This window comes from Campylobacter concisus (assembly GCF_002913945.1).
Classification (GTDB): Bacteria; Campylobacterota; Campylobacteria; order Campylobacterales; family Campylobacteraceae; genus Campylobacter_A; species Campylobacter_A concisus_P.
In genome coordinates this window covers 46,602-72,509 of the sequence record NZ_POZK01000006.1, presented here as the reverse complement: position 1 = coordinate 72,509, position 25,908 = coordinate 46,602, and the positions used below count along the sequence as shown (strand labels likewise).

The 25,908-nt window shown below is 41.1% G+C and carries 33 protein-coding genes; 25 read left to right on the top strand and 8 right to left on the bottom strand.

What is annotated here, in order from left to right; all coding sequences use genetic code 11:
- From CYP64_RS01560 to CYP64_RS01520, 9 genes are all read left to right on the top strand, one after another.
- Positions 1 to 972 carry a major capsid protein gene (locus tag CYP64_RS01560; RefSeq protein WP_103648416.1) on the top strand — a complete coding sequence of 324 codons (972 nt, stop codon included), beginning with the start codon at positions 1 to 3 and terminating at the stop codon, positions 970 to 972.
- A 10-nt stretch (positions 973 to 982) separates the two neighbouring features.
- Positions 983 to 1,282 (top strand): hypothetical protein, encoded by a 300-nt coding sequence (locus CYP64_RS01555; protein WP_103648415.1) that lies wholly within the window; start codon positions 983 to 985, stop codon positions 1,280 to 1,282.
- Entirely contained in the window at positions 1,279 to 1,743 is a 465-nt protein-coding gene (locus CYP64_RS01550; RefSeq protein ID WP_103648414.1) for a DnaT-like ssDNA-binding protein, read from the top strand. The genes CYP64_RS01555 and CYP64_RS01550 overlap by 4 nt, the downstream gene beginning before the upstream one ends.
- A complete protein-coding gene (locus CYP64_RS01545) occupies positions 1,737 to 2,102 on the top strand; it encodes a hypothetical protein (protein ID WP_103648413.1) in 366 nt (121 codons plus the stop codon). The genes CYP64_RS01550 and CYP64_RS01545 overlap by 7 nt, the downstream gene beginning before the upstream one ends.
- Positions 2,099 to 2,485 (top strand): HK97 gp10 family phage protein, encoded by a 387-nt coding sequence (locus CYP64_RS01540; RefSeq protein ID WP_103648412.1) that lies wholly within the window; start codon positions 2,099 to 2,101, stop codon positions 2,483 to 2,485. The genes CYP64_RS01545 and CYP64_RS01540 overlap by 4 nt, the downstream gene beginning before the upstream one ends.
- Positions 2,478 to 2,867 carry a phage tail terminator-like protein gene (locus CYP64_RS01535; RefSeq protein WP_103648411.1) on the top strand — a complete coding sequence of 130 codons (390 nt, stop codon included), beginning with the start codon at positions 2,478 to 2,480 and terminating at the stop codon, positions 2,865 to 2,867. Before CYP64_RS01540 ends, CYP64_RS01535 begins: the two co-directional genes overlap by 8 nt.
- A gap of 2 nt (positions 2,868 to 2,869) precedes the next feature.
- Positions 2,870 to 3,367 (top strand): hypothetical protein, encoded by a 498-nt coding sequence (locus CYP64_RS01530; RefSeq protein WP_103648410.1) that lies wholly within the window; start codon positions 2,870 to 2,872, stop codon positions 3,365 to 3,367.
- Between the two features lie 3 nt (positions 3,368 to 3,370).
- Complete coding sequence (locus tag CYP64_RS01525) at positions 3,371 to 3,715, top strand: hypothetical protein (protein ID WP_103648409.1); 345 nt, start codon at positions 3,371 to 3,373, stop codon at positions 3,713 to 3,715.
- A 74-nt stretch (positions 3,716 to 3,789) separates the two neighbouring features.
- Entirely contained in the window at positions 3,790 to 4,068 is a 279-nt protein-coding gene (locus CYP64_RS01520; protein WP_103648408.1) for a hypothetical protein, read from the top strand.
- Positions 4,069 to 4,111: 43 nt separating this feature from the next.
- Here the strand turns inward: CYP64_RS01520 and CYP64_RS01515 are convergent, their stop codons facing one another.
- On the bottom strand, positions 4,112 to 4,672 hold the full coding sequence (locus CYP64_RS01515; RefSeq protein ID WP_103648407.1) for an invasion associated locus B family protein: 561 nt from the start codon (positions 4,670 to 4,672) through the stop codon (positions 4,112 to 4,114).
- Between the two features lie 35 nt (positions 4,673 to 4,707).
- Here CYP64_RS01515 and CYP64_RS01510 point away from each other — a divergent pair, with 35 nt between their 5' ends.
- The 16 genes from CYP64_RS01510 to CYP64_RS10175 all read left to right on the top strand — a co-directional run bounded on the left by CYP64_RS01510 (position 4,708) and on the right by CYP64_RS10175 (position 18,722).
- Entirely contained in the window at positions 4,708 to 7,095 is a 2,388-nt protein-coding gene (locus CYP64_RS01510; protein ID WP_103648406.1) for a tape measure protein, read from the top strand.
- The gene (locus CYP64_RS01505) at positions 7,092 to 7,427 is read left to right on the top strand and encodes a DUF2460 domain-containing protein (protein WP_103648405.1); all 336 of its coding nucleotides are present in this window, start codon (positions 7,092 to 7,094) and stop codon (positions 7,425 to 7,427) included. The genes CYP64_RS01510 and CYP64_RS01505 overlap by 4 nt, the downstream gene beginning before the upstream one ends.
- A complete protein-coding gene (locus CYP64_RS01500; protein ID WP_103648404.1) occupies positions 7,424 to 8,035 on the top strand; it encodes a DUF1833 family protein in 612 nt (203 codons plus the stop codon). Before CYP64_RS01505 ends, CYP64_RS01500 begins: the two co-directional genes overlap by 4 nt.
- On the top strand, positions 8,032 to 8,394 hold the full coding sequence (locus CYP64_RS01495; RefSeq protein WP_141091140.1) for a hypothetical protein: 363 nt from the start codon (positions 8,032 to 8,034) through the stop codon (positions 8,392 to 8,394). Before CYP64_RS01500 ends, CYP64_RS01495 begins: the two co-directional genes overlap by 4 nt.
- Positions 8,381 to 12,265, top strand: a complete 3,885-nt coding sequence (gene gpJ / locus CYP64_RS01490; protein ID WP_103648402.1) for a TipJ family phage tail tip protein — start codon at positions 8,381 to 8,383, stop codon at positions 12,263 to 12,265. The genes CYP64_RS01495 and gpJ overlap by 14 nt, the downstream gene beginning before the upstream one ends.
- Positions 12,265 to 13,104: a gp53-like domain-containing protein gene (locus tag CYP64_RS01485; protein WP_103648401.1), complete on the top strand. Its 840-nt coding sequence runs from the start codon at positions 12,265 to 12,267 to the stop codon at positions 13,102 to 13,104. The genes gpJ and CYP64_RS01485 overlap by 1 nt, the downstream gene beginning before the upstream one ends.
- 12 nt (positions 13,105 to 13,116) lie before the next feature.
- Positions 13,117 to 13,494 (top strand): hypothetical protein, encoded by a 378-nt coding sequence (locus CYP64_RS09925; RefSeq protein ID WP_181001663.1) that lies wholly within the window; start codon positions 13,117 to 13,119, stop codon positions 13,492 to 13,494.
- Entirely contained in the window at positions 13,478 to 13,627 is a 150-nt protein-coding gene (locus CYP64_RS09920) for a hypothetical protein (protein WP_181001662.1), read from the top strand. Before CYP64_RS09925 ends, CYP64_RS09920 begins: the two co-directional genes overlap by 17 nt.
- The gene (locus CYP64_RS01475) at positions 13,590 to 14,210 is read left to right on the top strand and encodes a DUF7338 family protein (protein WP_103648400.1); all 621 of its coding nucleotides are present in this window, start codon (positions 13,590 to 13,592) and stop codon (positions 14,208 to 14,210) included. The genes CYP64_RS09920 and CYP64_RS01475 overlap by 38 nt, the downstream gene beginning before the upstream one ends.
- Positions 14,197 to 14,547, top strand: coding sequence for a hypothetical protein (locus tag CYP64_RS01470; protein ID WP_103648399.1), 351 nt, complete (start codon positions 14,197 to 14,199; stop codon positions 14,545 to 14,547). Before CYP64_RS01475 ends, CYP64_RS01470 begins: the two co-directional genes overlap by 14 nt.
- A complete protein-coding gene (locus tag CYP64_RS09885; protein ID WP_181001661.1) occupies positions 14,516 to 14,719 on the top strand; it encodes a hypothetical protein in 204 nt (67 codons plus the stop codon). The genes CYP64_RS01470 and CYP64_RS09885 overlap by 32 nt, the downstream gene beginning before the upstream one ends.
- A gap of 141 nt (positions 14,720 to 14,860) precedes the next feature.
- Positions 14,861 to 15,220, top strand: a complete 360-nt coding sequence (locus CYP64_RS01465) for a hypothetical protein (RefSeq protein WP_103648398.1) — start codon at positions 14,861 to 14,863, stop codon at positions 15,218 to 15,220.
- 11 nt (positions 15,221 to 15,231) lie between these two features.
- Positions 15,232 to 15,786, top strand: coding sequence for a putative peptidoglycan-binding domain-containing protein (locus CYP64_RS01460; protein WP_103648397.1), 555 nt, complete (start codon positions 15,232 to 15,234; stop codon positions 15,784 to 15,786).
- 201 nt (positions 15,787 to 15,987) lie between these two features.
- Entirely contained in the window at positions 15,988 to 17,049 is a 1,062-nt protein-coding gene (locus tag CYP64_RS01455) for a type I restriction endonuclease (RefSeq protein ID WP_103603807.1), read from the top strand.
- 166 nt (positions 17,050 to 17,215) lie between these two features.
- A complete protein-coding gene (locus CYP64_RS10180; RefSeq protein ID WP_258032890.1) occupies positions 17,216 to 18,040 on the top strand; it encodes a cation:proton antiporter in 825 nt (274 codons plus the stop codon).
- A 331-nt stretch (positions 18,041 to 18,371) separates the two neighbouring features.
- Positions 18,372 to 18,722, top strand: a complete 351-nt coding sequence (locus CYP64_RS10175) for a hypothetical protein (protein WP_258032889.1) — start codon at positions 18,372 to 18,374, stop codon at positions 18,720 to 18,722.
- Positions 18,723 to 18,786: 64 nt separating this feature from the next.
- Here CYP64_RS10175 and CYP64_RS01445 read toward each other — a convergent pair whose 3' ends face one another.
- The 7 genes from CYP64_RS01445 to CYP64_RS01415 form a co-directional block, all read right to left on the bottom strand.
- Entirely contained in the window at positions 18,787 to 19,299 is a 513-nt protein-coding gene (locus tag CYP64_RS01445) for a chemotaxis protein (RefSeq protein ID WP_103648396.1), read from the bottom strand.
- An 88-nt stretch (positions 19,300 to 19,387) separates the two neighbouring features.
- Positions 19,388 to 21,502 (bottom strand): TonB-dependent siderophore receptor, encoded by a 2,115-nt coding sequence (locus CYP64_RS01440; protein ID WP_103648395.1) that lies wholly within the window; start codon positions 21,500 to 21,502, stop codon positions 19,388 to 19,390.
- A 75-nt stretch (positions 21,503 to 21,577) separates the two neighbouring features.
- Positions 21,578 to 22,627 (bottom strand): PepSY-associated TM helix domain-containing protein, encoded by a 1,050-nt coding sequence (locus tag CYP64_RS01435; RefSeq protein ID WP_258032888.1) that lies wholly within the window; start codon positions 22,625 to 22,627, stop codon positions 21,578 to 21,580.
- A gap of 353 nt (positions 22,628 to 22,980) precedes the next feature.
- A complete protein-coding gene (locus tag CYP64_RS01430; protein WP_258032887.1) occupies positions 22,981 to 23,286 on the bottom strand; it encodes a tetratricopeptide repeat protein in 306 nt (101 codons plus the stop codon).
- A 236-nt stretch (positions 23,287 to 23,522) separates the two neighbouring features.
- Complete coding sequence (locus CYP64_RS01425) at positions 23,523 to 24,350, bottom strand: ABC transporter permease (protein WP_103648394.1); 828 nt, start codon at positions 24,348 to 24,350, stop codon at positions 23,523 to 23,525.
- The gene (locus CYP64_RS01420; protein WP_103648458.1) at positions 24,343 to 24,996 is read right to left on the bottom strand and encodes an ABC transporter ATP-binding protein; all 654 of its coding nucleotides are present in this window, start codon (positions 24,994 to 24,996) and stop codon (positions 24,343 to 24,345) included. The genes CYP64_RS01425 and CYP64_RS01420 overlap by 8 nt, the downstream gene beginning before the upstream one ends.
- Before the next feature lie 10 nt (positions 24,997 to 25,006).
- Positions 25,007 to 25,906, bottom strand: coding sequence for a NapH/MauN family ferredoxin-type protein (locus CYP64_RS01415; RefSeq protein ID WP_103648393.1), 900 nt, complete (start codon positions 25,904 to 25,906; stop codon positions 25,007 to 25,009).
- Between the last annotated feature and the right edge of the window lie 2 nt (positions 25,907 to 25,908).

Here is a 25,908-nt window from a genome sequence, read left to right as displayed (position 1 = left end):
ATGGCACTAAGCGATATGAAGGTATTTTCCGAATACCTAGCAGGCACTACGATCGAGACGCTAAGTCAAGACATCGAGAAATTTAACGAGGCTAGCGGCGGTACGATAATTCTAAACGCACAGGGCATAGACGGCGATTTTATGCAAGAGAGCTTTTTTAGGGGTATCCACTCCGCTCAGCGCAGGGTAGATAGATATGCGGCCAACGCAACAGCTACAGCTACGACTCTAAGACAAGAGCAAGATAATGCCGTTAAAGTAGCGGGTGGATTTGGCCCCGTGGTATTTGAGCCGGGGCAGCTAACGTGGATAAAAAAAGACCCGTTCGTAGCTCTTGAAGTGATTTCAAGAAATATGAGCGAGGCGATGATAAGCGATATGCTAAACACGGCCATCTCCGCACTCGTAGGCGCTATCGGCAATAACGCTGGAGCAGTAAACGACGTAAGTGCGAGCGGTGGCATAAACCAGGCCAACCTAAACAACGCGTATGCTAAATTCGGCGATAGAAGCGCAGCCATAACGGCTAATATAATGAGAGGCGCAGTATTCCACAAGCTAATTGGGCAAAATTTAGCAAACGCCGCACAGCTATTTAAAGCCGAAAACGTGCTTGTCGTTGAGATTTTAGGGCGCAGGGTAGTAGTTACCGACGCGCCGGCGCTGTATAAAGCGGGAACGCCAAATAAAGACTACGTTTTAGGCTTGACGGCTGGTGCCGCGATCGTAAGCGATGCGGGCGATCTAATCACAAATATCCAAACCAACAACGGCAAAGAGCGTATAGAAACGACTTACCAAGCCGATTACACGTTTGGGCTATCGCTCAAGGGCTATTCTTGGGGCACGGCAAACGGCGGCAAAAGCCCCGATAACGCAAAACTAGGCACGGGCACGAACTGGGACAAGATCGCAGCTAGCGATAAAGATACCGCAGGCGTGCTACTAATAGGCGACGCGGCTAAAAACTAGGAGGTGGTAAATGTCTAAAATTTGGTATGTAGAATTCCCGACGTTTCAGTATAACGAGGACGTTAAAGCCCTAGCTAAAGAGCGAGGGCTAACAATCATCGACGCTAAATTCGACGAGGGCGACGGCATAAAAGACCCGCCCGCTTTGACCTTAAAGGGCGCGACGCAAGAAGTCGATTACGATGAGCTAATATCAAGGCTCGATACATTAAAGGCGGGCGAATTGAAGTTGCTAGCGGCGTATCTGGGCGTTGAATATACTAACGCGGACGGCACTAAAGCCGCGATAAAAGAGAAGCTAGGGCAATGATACCAGAGGACGGCACGGGGCTAGCTAATGCCAACGCTTACGTTTCGGTCGAGTTTGCCGATGAGTACTTTTCGGCACGCGGCAACCAAACGTGGGTGGGGCTAGGCAGCGCGGACAAAGAGGCGGCCATTATCAAGGCGACGGATTATTTAGAAGCAGTGTATTTTGATAAATGGCAAGGCGAGAGATTAAAAAGCGATCAGGCTTTGAGCTTCCCTCGCTCGCCGTTTGGTATGCCTGCTAAGTTTAAATCCGCCGTGTGCGAGCTGGCCATAAGGGCAAACGCAGGCGAGCTGATGAGCGATATTGAGCGGCTAACTACCAAAGAAAAAGTAGGTAGTATCGAGGTGGAATACGCGCAAAACGCAGACCCCGCCACCAAATACGCTTACGTGGCTAGCCTTTTAAAGCCGTTTTTAAAACCTGCAAACGCAATGATAATGAGGCTAGAACGATGCTAAACGAAAAGGCCAAAAACACGGCGTTTAAACTGCTTGAAAAATTTGGCAAAGTAGGCACGTATAAGCGCAAAAGCGGGCAAATTTACGACCCCGAAACGGGCGGAATGACCGAGCAAATAAGCGAATACAAAGTAAAGGCGTATATCGATAGCGCGAAAAGCTACTCAAATTTAATAGAAAAAAGCTTATTAAACAAGGGCGATAACGTGATTTTGATAGCCGCCAAATCTTTACCTTTTATGCCGCAAAACAACGACGTGATAGAGTTTCCTCACTGCTCCTATACCATCAAATACAACGACGCGGTATGGGGCGGCGAGGACGTAGCGCTGCATCAGCTAATAGGAGTTGCAAAATGATTGATAGGCAGATAGAGAACTTTAGTGCAAAGGCGCAAGAAAAAGTGCTAAAAATCTTTAAAAAATCAGTCATTGATCTAACCTCAGACATCATCAGCGACACGCCAGTGGATACGGGTAGGCTAAAAAATAATTGGTTTCCTAGCGTCGGTGCGGCTAGTGAGCAGACAACAGAAGCGACCGCAAACGAGGCGGGAGATAGGGCTAATAGCTTCGTAAGCAATCAGCTAGCGCTAGATAAAACCTTTTATTTTACAAACAATTTGCCTTACGCCTTTCGCATAGAATTCGAGGGGTGGAGTAAGGTAAAAGCTCCGCAAGGTATGGTAAGGCGCAACGCTATCCGCTGGAAGCAAATAGTAAAAAGGGCGGCACGTGCTTAGAATTCGTCAAGCTTTGGAAAAGGCAGTTTTAGCGGTTACGCCTGCGATTGATACGCACATTGAAAATACTACGTTTAGCCCAAAAGCCGGCAAGCCTTATCAACAACTACATTTTTTACCCGCCAAACCAAGCGCTGCTGTAATTGATGATAGTATTGCGGAAATTGACGGCGTGTTTCAGATAACCTTACACTACCCCGCGGGTAAAGGCGTCAAAGACGTTTTAGAGCGCGCGAAGCTTTACGAAAAAGCTTTTAAAGTAGGCGTAAAGCTAGAAAATGAGGTTTTTATTACCGCTCCGACGAGCGTTAATATTTTAGGCATTGACGGCGATCGCTACGGCGTGGCCGTTTCTATTTATTTTAAATCTTATAAGGAGTAAAAATGGCGGAGCAGCTAAAAGTAACAGATAGCCAGCTTACTAAATTTTATATTTGCGACACTAGCGTCGATTTGGGCGATGCGGCTAAAATAAAAACGGCGCTAACATCGGCAAAACGTATAGCGTATTTAGAGGATTTGGGCGACTTTACCAAAACTCGTAAAACCAACGAATACGAGTGCATAGACGAGGACGCTACGGCAGTATCCCAGGGAGCTATAAGTTATAGCGAGACGGAATTAAAGCTATTTTATGCGGCGGGGCAAAATAACGGCGTAAAAGAGCTTACCGAGATGTTTAACAAGAAACTACGAAAGCAATTTATCATCGTGGGTAGCGACGAGCCTGCGACGGGAGCGAATAAAAACCCGACCTACATCACGGGCGAGTTCATAAATACCAAAACTGGCATATCTATCGCAAAGGACGACGTCGTGCGCGTACCGATAACTATCAAAATAACGCGCCTAGACGACATCATAGAGGCTAAGGGGGTGTAAGTTATGGATTTAAAGAATTTCGATATTTCAGCGGGCGAAACGGGCGTCGAGCTAACCATACTAGATCTTAATAATAAACCGACTGACATTAAGATCAAAGTGTTAAGCTTTCATAGTAGAAAAGGGCGCGAGGTATTTATGAATACTGTAAAAGAAAATAAAGGCGCCGTACAAAGTACGCTAGAGGTTATGGCGGGGCTTACGGTAGATTGGAGCGGTATTAGCGAAAACGGCAAAGAGCTAAAATTCAGCCCCGATGAAGCTAAAAGAATTTACGAAACCTATCCGCTAATCGCTAACCAAGTCGAGCGTTTTGTGGAGAATGCGAGAAATTTTTTAAAAAAGTAAGCGACGAGCTCGCGCTATACGTTAGACAGCTAGCCTACTATACTAAAACGGAAATTAGCGAGCGCGAGTTCCCTTTGGTAACCCAAGGACGACATCTACTACACGCGCTTGACGAGCTAGGATATTGCAAAAATAGCGGCTTTGGCGCGGTAGCCTTAGATTTTAACGATATTAAAAATTATACCGAGCTAACGGGCGATAAATTCAATTGGTGGGAAGTATCGGTTTTACGTAGCTTAAGCCGTATCTACGCCACCGAAATAAATAACGACGACAAGCAAGCCTATGCGCCGTATCAAGGCGAATTTAGCCCGAAAAGTTTTAAAACGATACTTCATAAATTTAAGCAGTAGCCCCAGCTAAGGGGCTAAATACTATCTAATCCATCGTTGCTATCTATAAAAATTTATCAAATCCAGACATATCTATTTCAATAATAACACTTCGTTGTAAGTAATCGCGGTATTGAACAAGAACTGTCTTTGCGGTTTTTAATTCATCCACTTGCTCTTTTGTTAGCCAAAACAAAAGCCCTGAAGTTGGCTGTGAGAGCGCAATTTGGGTTTCATACGCCTTATTTTTGTCTACTCTGATTTTTATTTTGCCAGCGTTTGCCTTTCCGACTTTCTTGTCTATGTGGATTGGGCTTGGCGCAACAAATATAATTTTATATTCATCCCCAGCCGCCTTACTGATGTTTTTTTGGGGGTGAAGATCCGGCTTTCCGTTTTCGTCTGCCATAAAAGCTATGGCCCCGGTCTCGGAGGAATTGCTACAAGTAAAATTTATTATTGTTTCGTCTGTCATTTTGTCTACTTTTTCAGATTTTCTACACTCTCCATGCACCAACACGGTCATTAAGGCCAACAATAATATCTTTTTCATAGCAACTCCTAAAAATAAAAATTTTATTATTTTACCCCAAATTTCTAAAACCAACGCCCCATTAAATTTCATATACAATTTACCCTAGATTAAAAAGGGGGCGAATTATGACCGAAGTTGCTAGCTTGATCGTTAGCGCCAAATTTGAGGGCGCGGACAAGCTAAAAAGCGATTTAAATAGCATAGGAAACGAAGCGAAAAAAGCCGAGAAATCGGCTTCGCAGCTATCCGGCGCATTTACCACGCTAAAAACGGCTATGACGGCAGTCGCCGGCTCTATGATAGTGCGCGAATTTGTGCAAATTTCGGACGAAATGAGCTTGATGAACTCGCGCCTAAAAAAAGCGACGGACTCAATGGCGGAATTTGCGGCACAACAAAAAGCGATGCACGCTATCGCAAGAGAAACCCACGCCGATATAAAAGACACTACCGACCTGTACGTTAAATTAGCCCCCGCACTTAAAAATATTGGCAAAAGTACCGAAGATACCAACAACATGGTATCGAGCTTCACCAAAGCCTTACAGTTGGGCGGAGCTAGCGCAGAGGAAGCGGCGGCGGCTATAAAGCAATTCGGTCAAGCTATGGGCAGTGGCGCGCTAAGGGGCGACGAGTTTAACTCTATCGCCGAGGCCAGCCCGACGCTCTTGCGGTATATGGCCGAGGGCTTGGGCGTAAACGTCGGCAAACTACGCGAATTAGGCAGCGAGGGTAAACTAACGGCCGAGTCTCTAAGTAATGCATTTGAGAAGGTTAAGAGTAGAATAGATAGCGACTTTGCGCAAATGCCCGTAACCGTCGGCAAGGCATTTACTGACATAAAGACTGAAATGTCGCTTTTGGTGGCAGAGTTTAACGAAGCCGCGGGCGCGACGGGCGGAATGTCGCAGGGCTTAGAAAAAATAGCCGATTGGATAAAGGATAACCGCAGCGACATTGTCGAGTTTGGACTTGACGTATATCGTAGCTTTCAGCTTATGGGAACGGCGGTCATCTGGCTAGGGCTTGCCGTAGATAACGTATTTAGCGCAATACCTACTGCGATAGTGTTAGCAATCGACACGGCTACTACCACGCTATCTAACGGGCTAAATTCTATGATCGCCGAAGCAGAGGAGGCGTATAACTCGATAGCTTCCCTGTGGGGCGGCGAGACTAGATTTGGGCGCATAGATATTTCTACCAATATATCTGACGGACTTATGAAACACCGCAAAGAGTTAGATGAGCAAATCAGCCTAACCCAAGACGCAATGAAAGGGCTGCTAAAAGACATAGCCGAGGACACTATGGCAAACGCCGCACCGAAAATAAACGAAAAATTCGAGGGGATTAGGCAGAGCGTCAAAAATACGGGCACGCAAGCGACCAAAACGAAAGAGCAAATAAGCGCCCTAAACAGAGCGCTTTTAGAGATAGCCCAAAGCGGAATGAGCGAAATCGAAAAAAAAAGAGATAACGTCGCAAGGAAAGCTCAAGAGTGGACGGCGCTCGGCGTAAGTCCAGATAAAATCGCGGAATATAGAAAAAACGAACTAGCAAAGATAGACGCCGAAGAGACAAAAAATAAGATGGCGGAGCAAGAAAAAACCAAGCAAGAACAAATCAAGGCCATTAACGAATATTTGCAACTAAAAGACCGCGAATTTAATCTAGCTAAACGCCAAACGGAGCTAATAAGCGACGAAACGGCTAGACGGATCGAACTTATAGAAATAGAACGCGCGCACGCTTTAGAACAATACGACGCTATGCTGAAAAAGGGCGAAATCAACAAAGAATATTACGATAAAGCGATGCTCTTAGAAAACGCCCTACATCAAAAACAAATATTCGACGCCTCGACGTGGGGTCAGATTATGCATAGCGGCTTAAATAGCTTAGAAAACGCGATGGGTAATTTTTTCGATTATTCTTCCGATCGCTTTATGAAATTCGGCGATTTGGCGCAAGATATTTTAGGGCAAATTTATAGGCAAATAGTAAAGATGATGATAATCCAGCCGTTAATCAATTCGGTTACGAGTATGTTACCAGGAATGTCTGGAGAGGCTACTCCAAAGCATCAGGCTTTGCCTGCTGGAGGATTTGCGAGTGTATTAAATGCTACTCCAGCGGCACAAGGCGGTGTATTTAATAGCCCCGATCTGCATAGCTACGCAAACTCAATCGTAAGCAAGCCGACTTTCTTTAAATTCGCCAAAGGTGGCGTTCCCGACATCGGCGTAATGGGCGAGAAAAACGGCGGTAGTCCAGAGGCTATTATGCCTTTAACAAGGACTTCTAACGGCGACTTAGGCGTAAAAGCGCGGGTCGGAGCGTCTTTAAATAACGTAAAAGTAGAAGTAATAAATCAAACCAGAGAGGACGTAAAGGTATCTAACGCCACGGTAAGGCGAAACGACGGCGAATGGGTCATATCTTTAGTTTTAAACGGCGTGAGTAAAAACATTTTAGGCTCGCGCGAAACTTTAAGGGGGTTGTTGGCGTGAATACTTATCCTAGTTATCCACCAGTAGTTGTTGGTTCATCTAGAACCTTACGTAATCCTACGCATAGAAGCTCAAGCGAGGGCGGTTATACGATAACGCGTAAAAAATGGACTAAGCCTAAAAGCTCGTATAGTTTAAATTACCCCGCCCTAAACGCGGAGCAGTTCAAAATTTTAAGAGATTTTTTCGTAGAAAATCAAGGGAAGGCTTTTAAATTCCGTTATCCGCTGGAGGACGAAACTAAAATTTGCGTATTTGCGATGGACGATTTAAAAGCCGACGATAATATGCAAAACCACTGCGCGGTAAAAGTGGAGATAGTAGAGATATGAAACTAAGCACGATAAAAGATTTAAACGCCTTAGCTACCGACAGCGTCTTACTGGTTGGACTTGAAATTTTTATACCAGAAACACCTACTGTGCGCATCGTAAATAATAGCGAAAATATAACCTTTAGAGGGGAAGAGTTCGTGGCGTTTCCTTTTAGTATAGGCGAAATCCAAACGGCTAAGGGCGAAATACCACAATTTAATCTAAGCATAGATAACACTAGCCGAGCTATGCAAAATTACATAAATTCTTACGATAACTACGTAAAAACGCGCGGCGCGGAAAATTCTACTATTAAAGCCAAAATTTACGTGATTAATACCAAAGATTTAAGCGAGCCGGTGCTTGAGGAGTTTTTCGAGCTTACCGATTTTAGCTCCGATAGTAAGGCCGTAACCTTTAATTTGGGCGCGGGCAATCTCTTTAATATGAGCTATCCGCCGCGCAAGATGTATAAGGATTATTGTGTATTTAAATTTAAAGGCGAGGAGTGCGGATATAACGGACTAGAAACTCGTTGTGATAAAACCTTGGCTAGCTGTAGGGCTAAGAATAATTCGGCGCGCTTCGGCGGATTCTTGGGAATTGCGGGTGGGTATAAGAAGTGACGATAAGGGATCTAATAGGCGCTCCGTTTGAGGAAATGGACTGCTTTGCTTTGGTGAGAAAGTGCTACGAGATAGAGCGCGGCGTAATCATACCGCCGGCGCGCGCTCCGCACGATAGGGCTAAACTCGTATTTAGCGAGTTTTTAGACGAAATCTCAAAAAATTGGCATAAAGTAGAAAAGAAAAAAGGCGTATGCGTAGCTTTGCGTTACGATATGAACCACCCTAAAATAGTAACGCATTTCGGGTATTTAATCGACGAAGAGCATATTTTACATACCACGTCGCAAACGGGCGCTATCGTAGAACGGTTAGCTAATTACGAAAAGCTGATAGAGGGCTATTATGACCGAAAATAAAATAATAACCTACAATAACGTTTTAAATCCCTTAGATAGAATGATACTAGCTAGCGGAGAATATAAAAATATCGACGAAATTTTAAAGGAATTAAAATACGATAACGAAATTTACGATCTCGTAATTTCTAAAAATAGCGTTATACAAAGCGGCTTTTTCGAGCTTGAAAACGGCGACGTAGTAAATATCGCTATCGTACCTAAAGGCGGAGGCGGAGGCGGCAAGAAGATTCTAGGCATCGTGGCTTCTATCGCGATAGCTATCGCTGCACCTTATGCGGCTGCGGGCATGTTAGGAACCGTCATAGGCGGAACGGGAGCTATGGCCGCTGGGCTTGGAACGTATGCGCTAGCCGCTGGTATCGCTGTGGCTGGCAATTTGCTATTAAGTGCTATTATGCCTAAACCATCTATGCCTGGCTTTGATAGAATGGATTTTAAAAACTCCAATACCTACGGCTGGAATAAGCCTACCAACCAAGCTATGCAGGCTCAAGTAGTGCCTAAGGTTTTCGGGACGCATAAAATAACTCCGCCGCTAATCGCTTCTTATATAATCAGCGAGGGCGATAAACAATATTTTAACGGCCTTTACGCGCTAAACGACGGCGAAATAAAAAGCGCGAGCGAGATTAAGATAAACGACGAGCCGATAGAGAATTTTAAAAGCGTAAACTACGAGATTAGAAACGGGCTTAATAACCAAAATATAATCTCTAATTTTAACGATACGAGCTACGATAAGAATATAGGCAAAAAGCTAAACCCCGATTTATCTTACTCTTTAGCTCAAACGGACGGTAATTTCGTAACGAGCCTATCCGTAACGCTAGTTTTCCCGCGCGGGCTTTATTACGCTAACGATAACGGCGGGCTTGACGGATATTCGGTAAACGTGAAGGTAGAATACTCCGCCGACGGCGAAAACTGGACGCCGATAACGGGGCAAACTTTAAACGTAGTTCCCGCGGATATAAGCCCTTTTAGAAGACATCGGCTAAAACTTGGGACGGTTTACGAATTTAGAGGCAAAACATACATGGGGACGCCTAAAGAAGCTAGAGCGCAAATGCTAGCCGACTACCCGCCTACTGGTGTTTCCTATGCGGTAGTAACCGCCGCGCAGACTTCCACGTTTAGGCGAGTTTTTAAGGCGGATAATTTACCGCCTAATAAATATAACATCAGGGCTAAATTCGAAACCGCGCCTAATACCGGCAGCCGTTACGCAAGCGATTGTTATTTAGAATACGTAACCGAAACCGTAAGCGACGATTTTATTTATCCTAAAACCGCGCTTCTAGCTATTAGGGCGTTAGCGACCGATCAGCTAAACGGCGGCGCGCCTAGAATTAGCGCGGTCGTAACAGCAAACAGCGATAACCCTTCTCGCATCTGTCGCAAGATTTTAGAAGATAGCGGCGTGGAGAGTTCGCGCATAATGCCTAGTTTTAACGAATGGGCTAATTTTTGCGAAGAAAAGAGCTTAAAATGTAATATCGTATTCGATAGCGAATTAAGCGTTAGAAAAGCGCTCGATACGGTTAGCTTGCTAGGTCGCGCGTCCGTGCTTCAAGCAGGTTCTAAATTCGACGTAATAATAGAAAAAGCGGGGCTAATTCCCGCTCAAAGCTTTTTGTTCGGTATGGGAAATATCTTAAGCGATACGTTTAAGCAAAATTTCCTCCCTTTGGTAGATAGGGCGAATTTTATCGAGATAACTTATTACGACAAAAATAAAGATTATGAGCCTTCTGTCGTTTCGGTCGGGCAAATAGCCGCCGATAATTCGCGCGTAAGTAATAAAAGCTCCGTTACGCTGGTAGGTTGCACGGACGAGGCTCAGGCTAGGGCTTACGGACGCTTTACTTTAAATTGCAATCGCTATCTAACCGAAACAATAGAGTTTGAAGCCGACAAAGATAGTTTAGTTTGCAGATACGGTGATATTATCAAGGTTAGCCATGATACGCCCCAATACGGCTTTAGCGGTAGGTTGCTAGAAGACAGCGGCGCGGATTTCGTTATTTTAGATAGAGACTTAGATACCGTAGGCGGCGTAAAATACGCTATCCAAATCAAAAACGACGTAAACGAGATCAAAGAGTTCGAGGTTTTAGAAATCCTAGCCCCGAATAAACTAAGGCTGAATTTAAACGGAAGCGTTTTTAAAAAATACGATAATTACGCATTCGGCGAGATTAATAAAGCTTCTAAATTATACCGAATTTTAAAGATAGCTACTTCGGGCGAATTTACGCGCCATATTACGGCGATAGAATACAACGAGGATATTTACGACGATAGGGAAAATATAAGCGTTACGAATTATTCGTCGCTGGGCGTGCGGAATCTAAGAATAAGCGAATATTTAAAATACGATATGGCCAAAAATATAAAAACTATGCTAGCTCTAGCTTGGAGCGGCAATTCGCTGTTTTATTTCGTAACTTACAAAAGCGCTAGCGAAGAACGAACGATAAAGGTCTTTAATAGCGCGTTCGAGTTTGAAGCCAAAGAGGGCGAAACCTACGAAATAACGGTAAAAGACGGCGCGGGCAATAGCGCGGGTAAGATTTATAAGGTTTTAGGCAAGCTTTACCCGCCGGGACCGGTAGAGAATCTAAAAGCGGCCGAGCTAAGGGACGTTTGGGCTTTAAGCTGGGATTATTTACTGCCGCTAGATTTTAAGGAATTCGAAATTTACGAAGACGGCGCGCCGGTAGCAAAAACGGCTTTAAATAGATTCGATATGCCTAAGACTAAATTAAACTCTAAATTAAGCGTGATCGCGGTCGATACTAGCGGCATAAGAAGCGATGCGGCGAATTTAGATTTAAACGTTACGCCGTTAGCGGACGTAGAGGGTTTTAATAGTATCTACGAAGATAATAAGAATTTGGCTTTTTGGCGCGATACGGGCGAAAATTACGAAATACGAAAAGGTTTAAAATTCGAAACCGCTTATAGCGTTTACTCGGGGACGGCTCCTAGAGCGTTCTTAAGCTCGATCGGAACTTATCTTATAAAAGCTTTTTATATAAACGCCTACGGGCTAAAGGTCGAGAGTAAAAACGCCGCGGTTTTGATAATAGACGAAACGCTTGCCCCGCAAAACGTCATAGAACGTATCGACGCGCCTACTTGGGGCGGTCGTTTAGATAGCGTGCAGCTATTCGAGAATTCGCTCGCTTTGGCTACCGATATACCGCTTTTTTATCATTTCGATTTATTGCCGAACGTAGATTTAGACGAAAATATCGACGAAGATTATAGCGGGGGTAGAAAAGTTTTAAGCAAGACGGGCTATTACGAGAGCGATAAAATAATAAATTTAACGGGCGCTAAGCTTTGCGATATTTCTTCCGCATTCGACGCGATAGGGCTTAGTTTAAACTCTAACTTCGATTTGCTGGATAACGTAGATTTGTCCCAAAATATCGACGGGCTAAACGGCGGGGCGTTCGACGTCGCGGTAGAAATTTCTTCAAGCGTAGACGGGGTAAGCTTTAACGAGTTTAGGGACTTTAAAGACGGGCGGTACGTAGGCAAGGCTTTTAAATTTAGATTAAAGCTAACTACGCGCGACGAGCTAGTAACGCCGCTTATAAGAAGCTGGAGCGTAATAGTAGATATGCCCGACGTTATAGAGAGCGGCTCGGCGTTTAGCGACGAGAGCGGCGATATTTTAATCAGTTATAAAAATAATTTTAGCGTCTCCCCTAAAGCGCAGATAACGATAATAAACGCGTTAGTCGGCGACGATGCCGTTTTAACAAACCAAAGCAAGGATGGATTTATGATAAAAATCTTAGATAAAAAAGGAACGGCCGTGAGGCGAGAATTTAATTACATAGCGAAAGGATATTGATGCAAACGAGCAAATACGAAATAGGCGCAAATTTGCAAGGGCTAGAATTTAGGAGACAGGCTAACGAAATCTTAGCCGCGTTAGCTAGCAGCAACGCCGGGAATTTAGAACCGGCGTCGGCTCAAGCCGGTACGGTATGGCTAGATACGTCCAACAACAAAAAACATCTCTTAAAAATACGCAATAAGGCTAATAGCGCGTGGGGAATTCTTTGCTCGATAGACGCGCAAAGCGGAGTGGTAGACACGATAGACGCATACACCAAGCAAGAGAGCGAAAATCAATTTGTCAAAAAAGAAGATACTCTAGTTAAACTCTTACCAGCAGGAGACTATAGCTCTTGGGATTTTTGGCAAAGCATTCCAGATGGGACATATTGGCACGTAGAAACAGTTGGCTCAAATCCTCCTACTGCTTGGGCGTTTGCAGAAGTTGTAAGCTACCGCACTGAGAAAGATGTAATTTGGAGAATTGGCGGAGAGGTATCTATATTACATATGAACCATGTCAAAGCTCCCGTAAAGTGGGATAGACTAATAATGGAACGCGAGTTTCAATGCTCTAAAGCTCAAAACGGCTATACGAAACTTCCAAACGGACTGATACTTCAATGGGGCTTGATTACGGGAGGAGGAGTGGCAGGAGAAAGAGCCTTTCCGATAGCTTTCCCTAATATAGTTTTGGCCGTAATAGCGGGGAATGCAGATGCGCAAGGTGCAGCAGTGGATAATGCTTTTGCTTACGCAATTAGCAAAGAAAAATTTTATTACGGTACAAAAGCTAGCCATGGCTCCACAGTGAGCGCCTTTCCCGGTAGCTATATCGCTATCGGATGCTAAAAAGGAGAAATAATGAAATACGCGCACTATGACAAAGACACGAAAAGGCTTCTAGGATATTACGACGATGAAATTCACAATGATATACCGGAGCCTAATATTGAAATTTCGGATGAAGAATGGCGAGAAGGTCTAAACAAAAACGCAAATAGCGTGGACGTAAAAAATCAAAAACTCGTGAGAGTGGAAGTCGAGCAAGAAATCGACGAAAAAGGGCGCGAACTAGCCGAGCTTGAAGCACAGATCAAGGAGTGTGAGGAGTATATCCGCAATGCTCTAATTATCGGCAACACGGCAGTTTTAGAGGATTTGCGCGCCGAATACAAAGAACTCTTGGCTCAAAAACAAGCCCTAGAAAAAGGAGAAAACAAAGATGAAAAAGAAAATTAAACGCTGCGAGATATGCAGCTCAAAGCTAGACAAAAAGGGCGAGTGCCCTTGGAGCGGTTGCCCGGCAAGTCCAAAATATCAAAGCGAGGCAAAAGATGAAGCTAAGCCTAAAACAGAAACTCCAAATTCTTAAAAACGTAGCTATCGAGCTACCAGTCGAGATACTGCATTTTATCGTAGTGCCTATCGCTCTGCTAGCCTGCGATGAGAAAAGTGAGAATTTGCCTAAATGGGCGGCGTGGTTTGATGAGAACGACTATGGGATAAACGGAGACGACGGCTGGAAAAACGAGCACTTCCCAAACGGCAAGAACAGAACCTACTGGGCAAGGCTTTGTTGGCTCTATCGTAACAGGATAGGAAACTTTAGCGCGAAGTATCTAGGCGTCAGGGTTGAAGATATAGATGCAAACAGTGTTAAAAGCGTAGGCGATACTCTAGCTACACAGAACAAAGGAACAAAAAGCACCCAATGCCTAGTGACTTGCAGGCTTAAAGATGGACGCGAGCGCTTTGGTTATTACCGCGAGATCAGATATGGCAAATCAAAATGGTATTGCCGCATATACCTAGGCTGGAAGTTTATGGATATATGTGGTATGAACGAAGAGAATAAAAGTACATATCTTGAAGCAGATGATAAAAAGGTGCTTAAAAGTGTATGGTGTGTAAATCCATTTAAGAGGGTGCAAGGAGGCAATAATGCTAAGTCCTAGTTTATATCTTAGTGGCTTCTTGCTACTAACTACTCTATTTCTTGGTTACAGATACCAAAGCTTAGATAATGAGCTAAGCGTTACCAAGGCTAACCTAAAGGCTAGTGATGAGATGAACCTAAAACTAAAGGATGAGATAAACGAACAAGATAGACTTATAAATCTCAAACTAGATGTGATAGAAAAAGTTAGCAAACAAAGACAAGCCATAGAACTAAAAGCAAATAAAGTAAAAGAAAGGGTACTAAATGAGGATAAAAAGGATATGTCTAATGCTCTTAACCTTAGTGTCTCTTATGTGCTTGGTGGGTTGCGGAAGCAAGGAAGTAGTAAATAAGTACGACAAGATACCAAACTACTTGCTACAAGCTCCTATCATTGTTGATAGAAATGTAACAAACCAAAGCGATGCTGGTGTGTTACTAATAGATGTTTATAGCGGTTATGAGAAGTGCATAGGACAGCTAGAGGATATAAAAAAGTATGAAGCAAAAAGAGATAAACAATAAAAGCATAAGGGTGTGTAAATGGAAGCGATCATAAAAAAGACTAAAGCGTTTTGGTTTAACAAAATGGTTGTTTTTGAGATAATTTTATCCGTTGTGATAATGTATATTTTTACATTTAAATTTTAAAGAGAGTTGGAAGTAATGGATGACTTATTGAGCCAGCTAGGCTTTTATTTTTGGGTTGCCGTTGTTGGGATTATCGGTGGCATACTAAGCCTTGCAAATGATCCACACAAGCCATTATATAGTGGCAAAGCAATCATAAATTCATTTATTAGCACAATAAGTTCTATGTTTATTTGCTGGGTTTTTTACGAAGTTGCGCTTTTTTTTACGAAAGAGGATCGCTTTAGCCTTGCAATAGGTGGTTTTTTTGCGTTGCGCGGTACTGCGTGGATAAGTGCCGTGGTTGATAAGGCTATCGATAAAAAAATAGAGAGCTTTAGCGGTGGTGGTTATGATGATTTTTCTACAAAGCCGCCAAAAGATTTACACTTTTAAAGGATTAAAAAATGAAAAACTTTACTAATGCATTTTATACATTAATGAGCCTAGAGTTTAATAGCCCCGAAAACACACTACATAAAAACCCAAATGAAAAAGGCTTAACATTTATGGGGATTTATGAGGCAGCTAACCCAAAATGGCAAGGGTGGGAGCAAGTGCGGGCAGCTATTAACGCATGCGGTGATCTTAAAAAAGCTAGCGTTGCGTTATATAATGATGATGACCTAGTCGTACAAGTTGGTAAATTTTACAAGGCTAATTATTGGGACGTTATGAGGCTAGACGAGATAAATAGCTACCAAAAGCAGGTGGAAATGTTTATATTTGGCGTAAATGCTGGGTGCAAAAACGCCATTAAAGCAGCTCAAAAGGTTGTGGGTGTTACAATGGATGGCGTTTTAGGCGCTAATACTCTAGCTGCGATAAATGCGTATAATGAAGTGAGTTTTAACAAGGACTACGACCGAGCAGAAATAGCTTATTATAGGGCTATTATTTCAGCTAATCCAACTTTGGCTAGATACGAAAGAGGCTGGATTAATAGAGCTGAAAAAGTGTAAAAAATATCCTTTTTGCTGACTTTTTGGCTGACTACTATTTTTTAAATAGCCTATTTATAGAGTAAAATCAAATTTTTCGAATCTCTCTCTACCCGCCATTAAATAGCATCTACAGCTCTTAAATTTGACCCACACTTTACCTTTAATTGTTAAAATAACAAGCAAACTATTTATTAAAATAGCAAAAATAGGAGGTATTTTATGGATGAAGTAAAGTTAAAAATAAAAGAGATAGCCACTAATATAGAAAAATTAGCGGCAAGTATAACGACAGAGGAAGCGACAAAAAATGCTTTTATAATGCCGTTTATTAGGGCTTTAGGTTACGACGTTTTCAACCCATTAGAAGTAATGCCAGAATACACACAAGATATTGGCACAAAGCAAGGCGAGCGTATAGACTATGCTATTTTTCAAAACAACGAGCCAGTACTATTAATTGAGTGTAAAAAGATAGGGGCGGAGCTTAACGCCAAAAACGAGTCACAGCTACTTAGATACTTTAATGTCAGCAAGGCTAAATTTGCGATTTTGACAAATGGTCGTGATTATAAATTTTATACCGACTTAGAAGAAAAAAATATAATGGACACAACGCCATTTTTAAGCTTTGATGTGACGAAAATAAAAGATACACAAGTGCTTGAGCTTGAGAAATTTCATAAAAAGAATTTTGACTTAGAAAATATTTTTAATACAGCAAACAACCTAAAATATACTAACGAACTAGATAAAATCGTAGCGGCAGAGATTGAAAACCCTAGTCGTGAATTTACAGCGTTCTTTTTTAAGAAAATAAGCGATCAGGTAGCTACCGAAAAAAGAATAGACCAAATTACACCATTATTAAAAGCGGTTTTTGCTCAACGCATAAATGATATGGTAAGGGATAGACTGACGTCAGCATTAGATAAAGAAACAAAGAAAGAAGCCGAGCCTTTGCCATCTCAAGAAGACGAAAACAAGATCGTAACCACACAAGAGGAGTTAGACGCTTTTTACATTGTTAGGGCGATATTGGCAGCGGTTACAAACGTAGAGAATATAACACATAGAGATGCTCAGTCTTACTTTGCAATATTTTTTAATGATAATAACCGAAAGCCAATATGTAGACTATATTTCACTGACAATAAAAAACAAATAGGCATAATGGATAGCGAAAAAAACGAAACAAGATTTCAGCTTGATAGGATCGAGGATATTTATGCCTATTCTGAAAAATTGTGTGAGGTAGCTAAATTTTACGCTGCTCAAAATTAACACCAAAACTATCTTGGCGGAGCTTTTGCTCTACCAAGATAAATTTACTCTCACACATTTTAAGCCTATATAAAGCTAATTAATCCGAAACGACTAAAAATTTAAACCTAAAGTGCTGAAATCTCCTAAATTTAATGCAAATTTATTAAACCCAAAAAGAGACAAAATGATCGAACATTTACTACTATTTTTTGCACTGTTAGCTATCATCATCGCCTTGGTGATGGTCTCAAACCGCCTAAAGATCGCCTATCCTGCGCTATTAGTCCTTGGCGGACTAGCCATTAGTTTTGTGCCAAATTTACCAAGCATCAAGATCGATCCTGAGCTTATCTTCATCATATTTTTACCGCCGCTTATTTACGAGACTGCGTGGGCAAACTCGCTAAAAGAGCTCTTTAAATGGCGCCGAATGATCAGCAGTTTTGCCTTTATCGTGATTTTTATAAGCGCAGCAACAGTCGCAGTGATAGCAAATTTAGTCGTCCCTGGCTTCTCGCTCGCCCTTGGCTTCATGCTAGGAGGCATCGTCTCGCCACCAGATGCGGTGAGTACGGCAACTATCCTTAAATTTGTCAAAGCCCCACGCAGGATCAGCGCCATTTTGGAGGGCGAGAGCTTTTTAAATGATGCCTCCTTGCTCATCATCTTTCGCTTCGCCACAATTGCGGTCACGACTGGGCAGTTTATCTGGTATGAGGCGGCTGTTAGCTTTGTTTGGATGGTGGTTGGCGGCGTTTTAGCTGGTTTTTTGGTGGCATTTGCGGCTTATTTTTTACATAAAATTTTGCCAACTGACGAAAACAGCGACACGATTATGACGATTACAACGCCTTATATCATGTATATTTTGGCTGAGGAGCTTGGCGCTAGCGGCGTTTTGGCGGTGGTTTGTGGCGGACTTTATCTCTCAACTAAGAAAAATGAAATTTTTACCGCTTTGACAAGGATCCACGCAGTGCCAGTTGGAGCAACTTCATCTTTTTGCTAAATGGCCTTGCCTTTACCATGATCGGCCTTGACCTACCTTAAATTTTAGTAGGACTTAAACGCAGTGGCGTTTCACTCTTTGAGGCGATCTCTTACGGAGTTTTGGTCACTGCTGTGCTCATTGTTATCCGAGTTATAGCATCTTATGGCGCCGTTTATATCACGATGTTTATGAAGCGCTTTATCAGCGTGGCGGACGATCGCAACCCAGGAAAGGCGACACCATTTATCGTCGGCTGGGCTGGCATGAGAGGCGTAGTCTCGCTAGCTGCGGCGCTTTCTATCCCTGCCATGGCGGGGGGGGTGAGCCATTTCCGTACAGAGACCTCATCTTGTTTATAACGTTTGTCGTGATCTTACTAAGGCTCGTAGTTCAGAGCTTAAGCTTGCCACTACTCATCAAAAATACGAAATTTCCAGACTTTGACGACCACATGCCAAATGAGCTTGCAAGGATCAAGATTAAAAAGGCACTTGCCCAGGCTTCGCTTAAATTTAAAAAAGAGAAATTTGTGGGCGATGAGCATTTTTTATTTCAAAAGCTTGAAGAGGTTTGGAATTTCGAGCTTGAGAGTGAAAATTTTGAGATCAGCGACGAGACAAGACAGAGGTATTTTAAAATTTTAGAGGAGCAAAGAAAGGCGCTTTGTGAGCTAAACAAAGACCCAAAGATCGACGAATAGGTCATTAGGAATTTTTATATCACATCGACCTTGAAGAGCAGAAGTGGCAGCCGCATAGCGAGCACTAAAATTTTCTTCCGACATTGCAACTTACCGCACCACAAAATCTCTTGCCAAATTTCGCCTCGATTATAAGAACTAGCACGAAAAATATCTTTTCATCATTCATTCGCGCGATCTGGCGTAGAGTTTGGCTGGCGTCATTAAATTTAACCCCATTTTTACGTAAAGTTTCGCAAAAAATAGCCTCGTCAAAGCCTAACATTTGCGAAATTTCAGTTATGCTATATGGCTCGAGTGAGGCGATGATGCGGTCCATATTGCAAATACTTGGATTTTTACTGCGCGTTAGCACATCCATTGTTTCATTTATTAGTTTTACTAGCTTCTTTCTACGATTTATAACGTGAAGTGTTGCAGCAAGCAATATTAAAAAACCTGCGATTTTATGGGCATTTAATAGATACTCATTATATTCGCCAAGCGCAAAATTTACACCAGAGAATGCGAGCATACAAAGCCCTAAAATAAGAACTAAAACAAGACAGAATTTATAAATAACCTCTACTTTAAACATGACACTCATCCTAAAATATATTTTTCTAATTATATACTTTAGGAGTTGAAATTTATCACCAGCTTATTTGGCTGGTGATTTAATTATATTAAAAATTGTAGTTAAAGCTGAGATTAAAGGTGCGTGGGTCACCATAAACCATCCTATTTTTACCAATGCCCTCATAGTATTTTTTGTTAAAAAGATTGTCGATATTTAGCTGCACGTCAAAGTTTTTGGCAAATTTATATCCAAACATCAAATTTGCCAAGGTGTAGCCCTTTTGCGTGATTTCATCTGCGCCTTTGCCAGTATAAATTTTGCTCTTATACATAGCTCCAGCCCCTACTCTAAAGTCTCTGATCTCATACTTTGCAAATAAATTTGCCGTGCTTCTTGATGAGTCGGTGGCGTATTTCTCGCCATTAGCATCTTTTGCGTTAAAGTGCGTTGCACCAAAGCTTAGGCTTAAGTTTTTAGTGATCTCGCCGTTTAGATCTAGCTCGACACCCTTGCTTGTGACGCCTTTGCCAGCTTCATATATATCGGCATTTGTCGCTGGATTTTTCCTGCCAGTCTTTATGCCAAGCTTATCTTGCACGATCTTAAAGATGCCAAGACTTGCTTGAAGTGCCCCGTCAAAATACTCGCCTTTAATGCCCACTTCATAGTCCTTGCCTTGGATCGGATCAAGATACTTGTCATTTGCGTCCTTTACACTTTGAGGTTTAAATATACTCGTATAGCTAGCATATAGAGTGTGGTTTGCCCCGATGTCGTAAGTGACGCCAAGATATGGCGTGATCTCATTTGTGAAATTTCTATTATCTTTGCCGCCCTCGATCTCGTATTTGTAGTAGCTCACCCTAGCACCTAGCAAAAATTTAAGCTCATCAGTGATTGATAGTTTATTTGCCGCGTAAAATGCCTTTTGTATCGTTTTGTCTTTATTGTTTTGATCTACGTAAGGGAGTTTTGGATCATCAAGGTGTAAGTTTTTAAAGTCTATCCTACTTCTAGCCGTATAAGCAAGCCCTGCTGGTGTAGTCCTTTGCAACCAGTAGCTACTTACCTTATCGCTACTTTTTTTATAGTTGTTATACATCGCACCAAAGACAAACTCATGAGATAAATTTGCTATCTCGTAAGGGATATTTGCGTATACATCGACATTGTGGATATTCTCCTCTCTTTTGTTTGCATAAGCGCTAAGATCGCCTATATTGCCAGTGCCGTCTAAATTTACCGTCCCGCCGTAGTAGAGTAAATTTGAGTCAGTGTTTGCCCGTCTAAATGAGTAGCTTAAATTTAAGCTCGCTTCATTTTCAAAGTAGTGCTTAAAATCAGCGTAAAAATCAAGCGTTTTTATATCCCACCTAGTCCAAGGCTGAGAGAAAATTTCATTTTTACTAAAATTTGTCCTAGAGCCATCTGTGTAAAATGCTGGCATACCACCCCATCTAACACCACGACGTCTTAACTCTTGGTAAAACGTACCAAGACTAAGCCATGAATTGTCGCCTATGTCGCTATCTACTACGCCATAAATCGCACTATTTTTGCGGTTATAATAATCCATATAAGAGTGCGACTTCTCATGCATAAAAGATAGCCTCGCTCTAACGCTTCCGCTCTCATTTACCGGCGTTTGCACATCGCCATTTAAGCCGTATCTATCGTATGAGCCAGCACTTACGCCAAAATTTCCTTTAAGCTCTTTTGCGTCTGCTCTTTTTCTTATGAAATTTAAGCTTGCAGCTGGGTTGCCAGCGCCTGCAAGTAGGCCATTTGCCCCTTTTACCACCTCAACTCTTTCATAAGGTAGCAAGCTCATATCATTTGCGCCAAGGCTAAAGCCACCAAAGCTAGGCATCGAATCAAGCAAGTAATAATCTATCGCAAAGCCACGAGCTGTTGGATATACGCGCTCGTCCCATTTGTTTAGCGTGACGCCTGGGATATTTCTAAGAAGCACTTGATAGTCCTTGATGCCTTGATCTTTTAGCCTAGCCTCTGTTAGCACAGTTAGCGACTGGGGCGTTTGACGAGAGGTCAAATTTAGCCTTGTTGTGCTCTTTACAAGCTCTTTTGCAAAGTAGTTCGCATCGTCTCTTCGCTCGCTTTCTACGACATCAATTACTTCTAAAATTTTATCGCTTTGGCTAGCAAAAATTTGAGGTTGCATCAGATTTAATGCAACCAAACTAATTAAAATTTTTTTCATTTTTTCTCCTTTTAAAATTTCTTTTAATCCACAAATAAAGCCCTGAAATGCTCAAAATAAGCGGTGAAATGCCGACTAAAACCAGATAAATTTTGTGATTTGGTTGTAGTTACCAAAGTACGATTTTCTAAATGCTGAGAGAATTTCTTCGCTTAGATTTGCATTTTTTATGTCCAAAATGCTTACTAATTCGCCGCTATTTTTATCGTAAGTTAATATGCTTGAATATTCGTTATGCAAGAAATTTTGATCTTTTACATAGCCAAAAAGGCGTATGTTTGCTCCTTGCATAAAAGGCAGTGAGATGAAGTGTGGCTCAAAGCCAGCAAGATCATTTTTTGAGCGGGCTACCAGCTCGTCAAGAGATAGGCTTTTGTTGTAAATTTTTGCATCTATAACGAAGTCATTTTTAAACTCTGGCATGCGTGCCATTTGAAATTCCCACCAAACACCACTTATGCAAATGAGCAGTAAAATAGGCGTAGAAAAAATTCCTATCATTTTATGAATGTCGCTCATAAAAATATTTAGCCTATTTACACGAAGCCTAAGTAGTGTCAGCCAAAATTTTCTATAAATCACGAAACCACTTATGCAGATAAAAAACGTAAAAATAGCGGTTAGAGTAAGGATAATGTGACCGCTCTTTTCTAGAAATAGCGACTCATGAAGCTCGGTTAAAACTCCAAAAAATCCCTCATCATGTGCAAGTGGCTCGCTCTTTATCTTACCGCTAAAAGCGTCAAAATAGATAAATTTCCACTCTTTTTGGCTGTCATTGTGCTCAATTAACCAAATTTTGTCACGTTTTTTAGGATTTGCATCGATATTTATGCCGACCATCTCGTAGCCGTCAAGCTCGCTTGCGATGATCTCTCTTTGCTCATCAAAGCTGATCCTTTTGCTTAAATTTTCTTTGTTTAAATTTACATTTACGACATTTGGGGCAAGAAGGCTGTTTAGCTCATCTTTATAAACAAGGATCGCACCGCTAAAACAAACTACTGCAAGTGGAATGAAAAATAAAAGAGATAAATAAGTGTGTACTTTATAAAAAATTTTTGATTTAGAAATTTCACTTTGTTTTAAAGCCTTTTGATGGTAGGTTTTGATAATGGCTCGCAATCTTACACAAAATTTACTTTGATAATATTTAAAACTATTATCAATTATGATTCCAGAAAAGAAAAATTTTTATAGAATGGAAATTGAAAAAAATAAACAGATTTGAGTTTTAAAAAAATACACAGCTCCTCTTTGTTTATACGAAAAGCCAGAAAAGGGTGAAGCAAAGACTTATCAGTTACAAAAAGGAGGGTCCATTTAGGACGATGAAATAGTATTATTTAAGCATAAATTTTAATAAAATTTTTAGTTAATAAAAAAGAAATTCCAAGTAATACTAAAGTAAATTTAACTTTAAAGAAGCTACATTTAAGAAATTTCTTTTAATTAGTGCAAGTACAAAATTAAAATAGCTAACTTTTAGGCACAAGCTCTAATACATTGCAAGCTCGCTTACTGCCAATCTTGCAAGCTTTATCAAGAGCATTTGCAGAAAGATCAAAGCTTTGCTCAGTGCCATTTCCCTGAAGATACTTTGTCGCTAGCTCATAGCAAGCCTCACTACTGCCATCATCACAGAGCGATTTAAATATCTCAAAAGATTTTTGTGTATCTTTTTCTACGCCAAGGCCGCGTCCTAGCATATCTGCATAGATAAAGCAAGAAATTTTATCTTTATTTTCACACTCATTTGAAAGCTTTTTGTAAAGCTCTCGCAAGCTTTAGTGTTGCTTTTATTAATACACTCTTGTACATTTATATCCCAGTTCGCATTCAAAGATAAAAGAGCAAATGCTAAAAATAAAATGGATTTTTTCATAAATTTCCTTGGAAGAAGTTAGCCCCCTTTGGGGGAAAGGGAGCTATTACAAAAAGGAGGTTTCTTGTTGGACAAGTAGAATAATACAAGTTTCGTCTAAATTTAAAACCAACTTTTCTTTAACAAAAAACAATCTCAAACCAAATCTTTTTTACTAAAGGCAAAATAGCCACAAACTAGCAAAATAATGCCTAGTAAGAGCGGATAAATAATCGCGTAAGCTACAAATGTCGCCTTTGGAAAGGTACTTAAAATAAAATAAGATGCAGTACCAATAACCGCTAAATTCGGATCAAAAAGACTAAGCGCTGCTATCCTAAAAAGTTCTATCGGATTTAGTATAGCAATAGCGTAAATGACATACTCATCAACCGAGCTTCGCATAAGAAGTCCAATTAATGCTAGATCAATAAATGCAAGCATTATAAGCCAAAGTAAAAACGCCACACCTTGACCAGTTTCTTGATTTTTAATCACGCTTGAGATAAAAAATCCAAGCGATAAAAAAATGATACTTAAGCTAAAAAGTAGTCCAAAATAAAGTACTAATACACCCCAAGGTATCGCAACACCTTTTATAAGACCAACAACAACACAAAGTAAAAGAGCAAACAAAAGTGGTACAAAAACAACAAATGTACGGCCCAGTGCCTTACCAAAGTAATACTCTCTAAGGCTTAGTGGGAAGCTAAGGATGTATTCAAGCAAATTTGTATCTCTATCTTGATTTATGCTTCTTACAGTTGAGATGAGAATAAAAATAGGCACAATGATGACGCAAATTTGAATAAACAAAAGTAGTGCTCTAGTAAGCCCAGAAAAGCCGAGCACACGTGAGTCAGTCACACCGCTAAATAAAAATCCTATCATCAAAGCAGAAAAAAGCGCAGCATATATCACAAACCATCTTGAGCGAAAAGACTCTTTTACATCAAGCTTTGCTATTAAAAAAAGATTATTCACTCTTGCTCCTTAAATTTTCTTCTTTAATTATCTTGCCAAGATCCATATAGACGCATCTATCTAATAAATTTGCTATCTCATCGATACGGTGTGAAATAAAAACAAGTGTTTTGTTTTGCGTGAAGTTATCAAGTAAATTTTTAAAAGAAAGCCTTGCTTTCACGTCAAGATTTGCCGTTGGCTCATCAAACATCAAAATTTCACTATCTTTAGCAAATGCGATGGCTATTAGCATCTTTTGTTTCATGCCACCAGAGAGCTTATAAAATGGTTTATTTAAATTTGCATGCAGATCAAGCTCTAAAAGTTTGCTAAATTGCTCAATCTCTTCAAATTTTACATTTGAGCTTTTGCAAACAAACTCACAAAGCTCACGTAGATTAAATTTAAGCGGTGGTGGGGTTTGTGGTACAAATGAGATAAATTTCAAAGCCCCTTTTCTATCTTTTAGAGTATTTACACCATTTATTGCAATGCTTCCACTATTTGGGATAAACTCGCCTAAAATGATACGCATGAGCGAGCTTTTGCCAGCTCCATTTTGTCCAAGTATTGCTATTTTTTCGCCAGATTTTACGTTTAGGCTAACATTGTCAAGTATCCTTTGCGAGCCAAAAATTTTCGTTACTTCTTTTATATCTATCAAAAATTTTTCCTTATATGAGTTTTTTAAAGCCATTGTCAAATTTCAGTGCATCTTGATGACACACATCAATACACCTACCACAAAGCGTGCAATCAGCACCAGCTATCCTAAAGATATTTTTGCTCTCATCAAGCTTTGCTCCCTTTTTTGTCATAAAAAGTACGTGAGGCACTAGACAAACATCAGTGCAAACTAAGCAGTGATCGCATTTTTCTTTATCCCAGCTAACTTTTATGGCATTTGGCTTAGCTAGCACCGAGTAAGTCGCTCCGATAGGACAGACATACCTGCACCAAGCTCTACGTGAGAAGAAAATTTCAACCATAAGCATAGCTACAACGAACCAAATAGCATGAAAATAGCCATAGATAATAAATCTTGAAAAAATCCCAACAACATTAAAAATTTCAAATGTAAGGCTTGTACTAGCAAAGCTAAGGGTTAAAAATAAAATGGTAAAAACATATCGCCACTTTGTATCAAAAACTCGTGGTTTTACTATCTTTTTAGCGCGTAAATTCTCATGGATCTTCTCAGCTATTTCGCTTATTAATGAATAAGGACAGATCCAAGAGCAAAAGCCTCTACCGCCAAAAATGATATAAAACGCCAAGATACTAAGTGAGCCAATTATTAAATTTACATGGATTTCATGCGTCGCCAGAAATACTTGCAGGCTCATAAAAGCATCTGCCAAGTGAAAACCAAATATCCTTGAGGCGCTGATGTCACCTTCTAAAATTTGTATATCAACTCTATATGAAAGTACAAATAAAAGATGGACTAAAATAATGGTAAAAATGCGCCAAAAACGTATACTAGGACGCTTCTTGCCATCTTTTGTAGTTGTGATTAACGTGCTTAGAAAGCTTACATTTCTAATCGTCGCACGAGTGTTATATTTGTCCATTT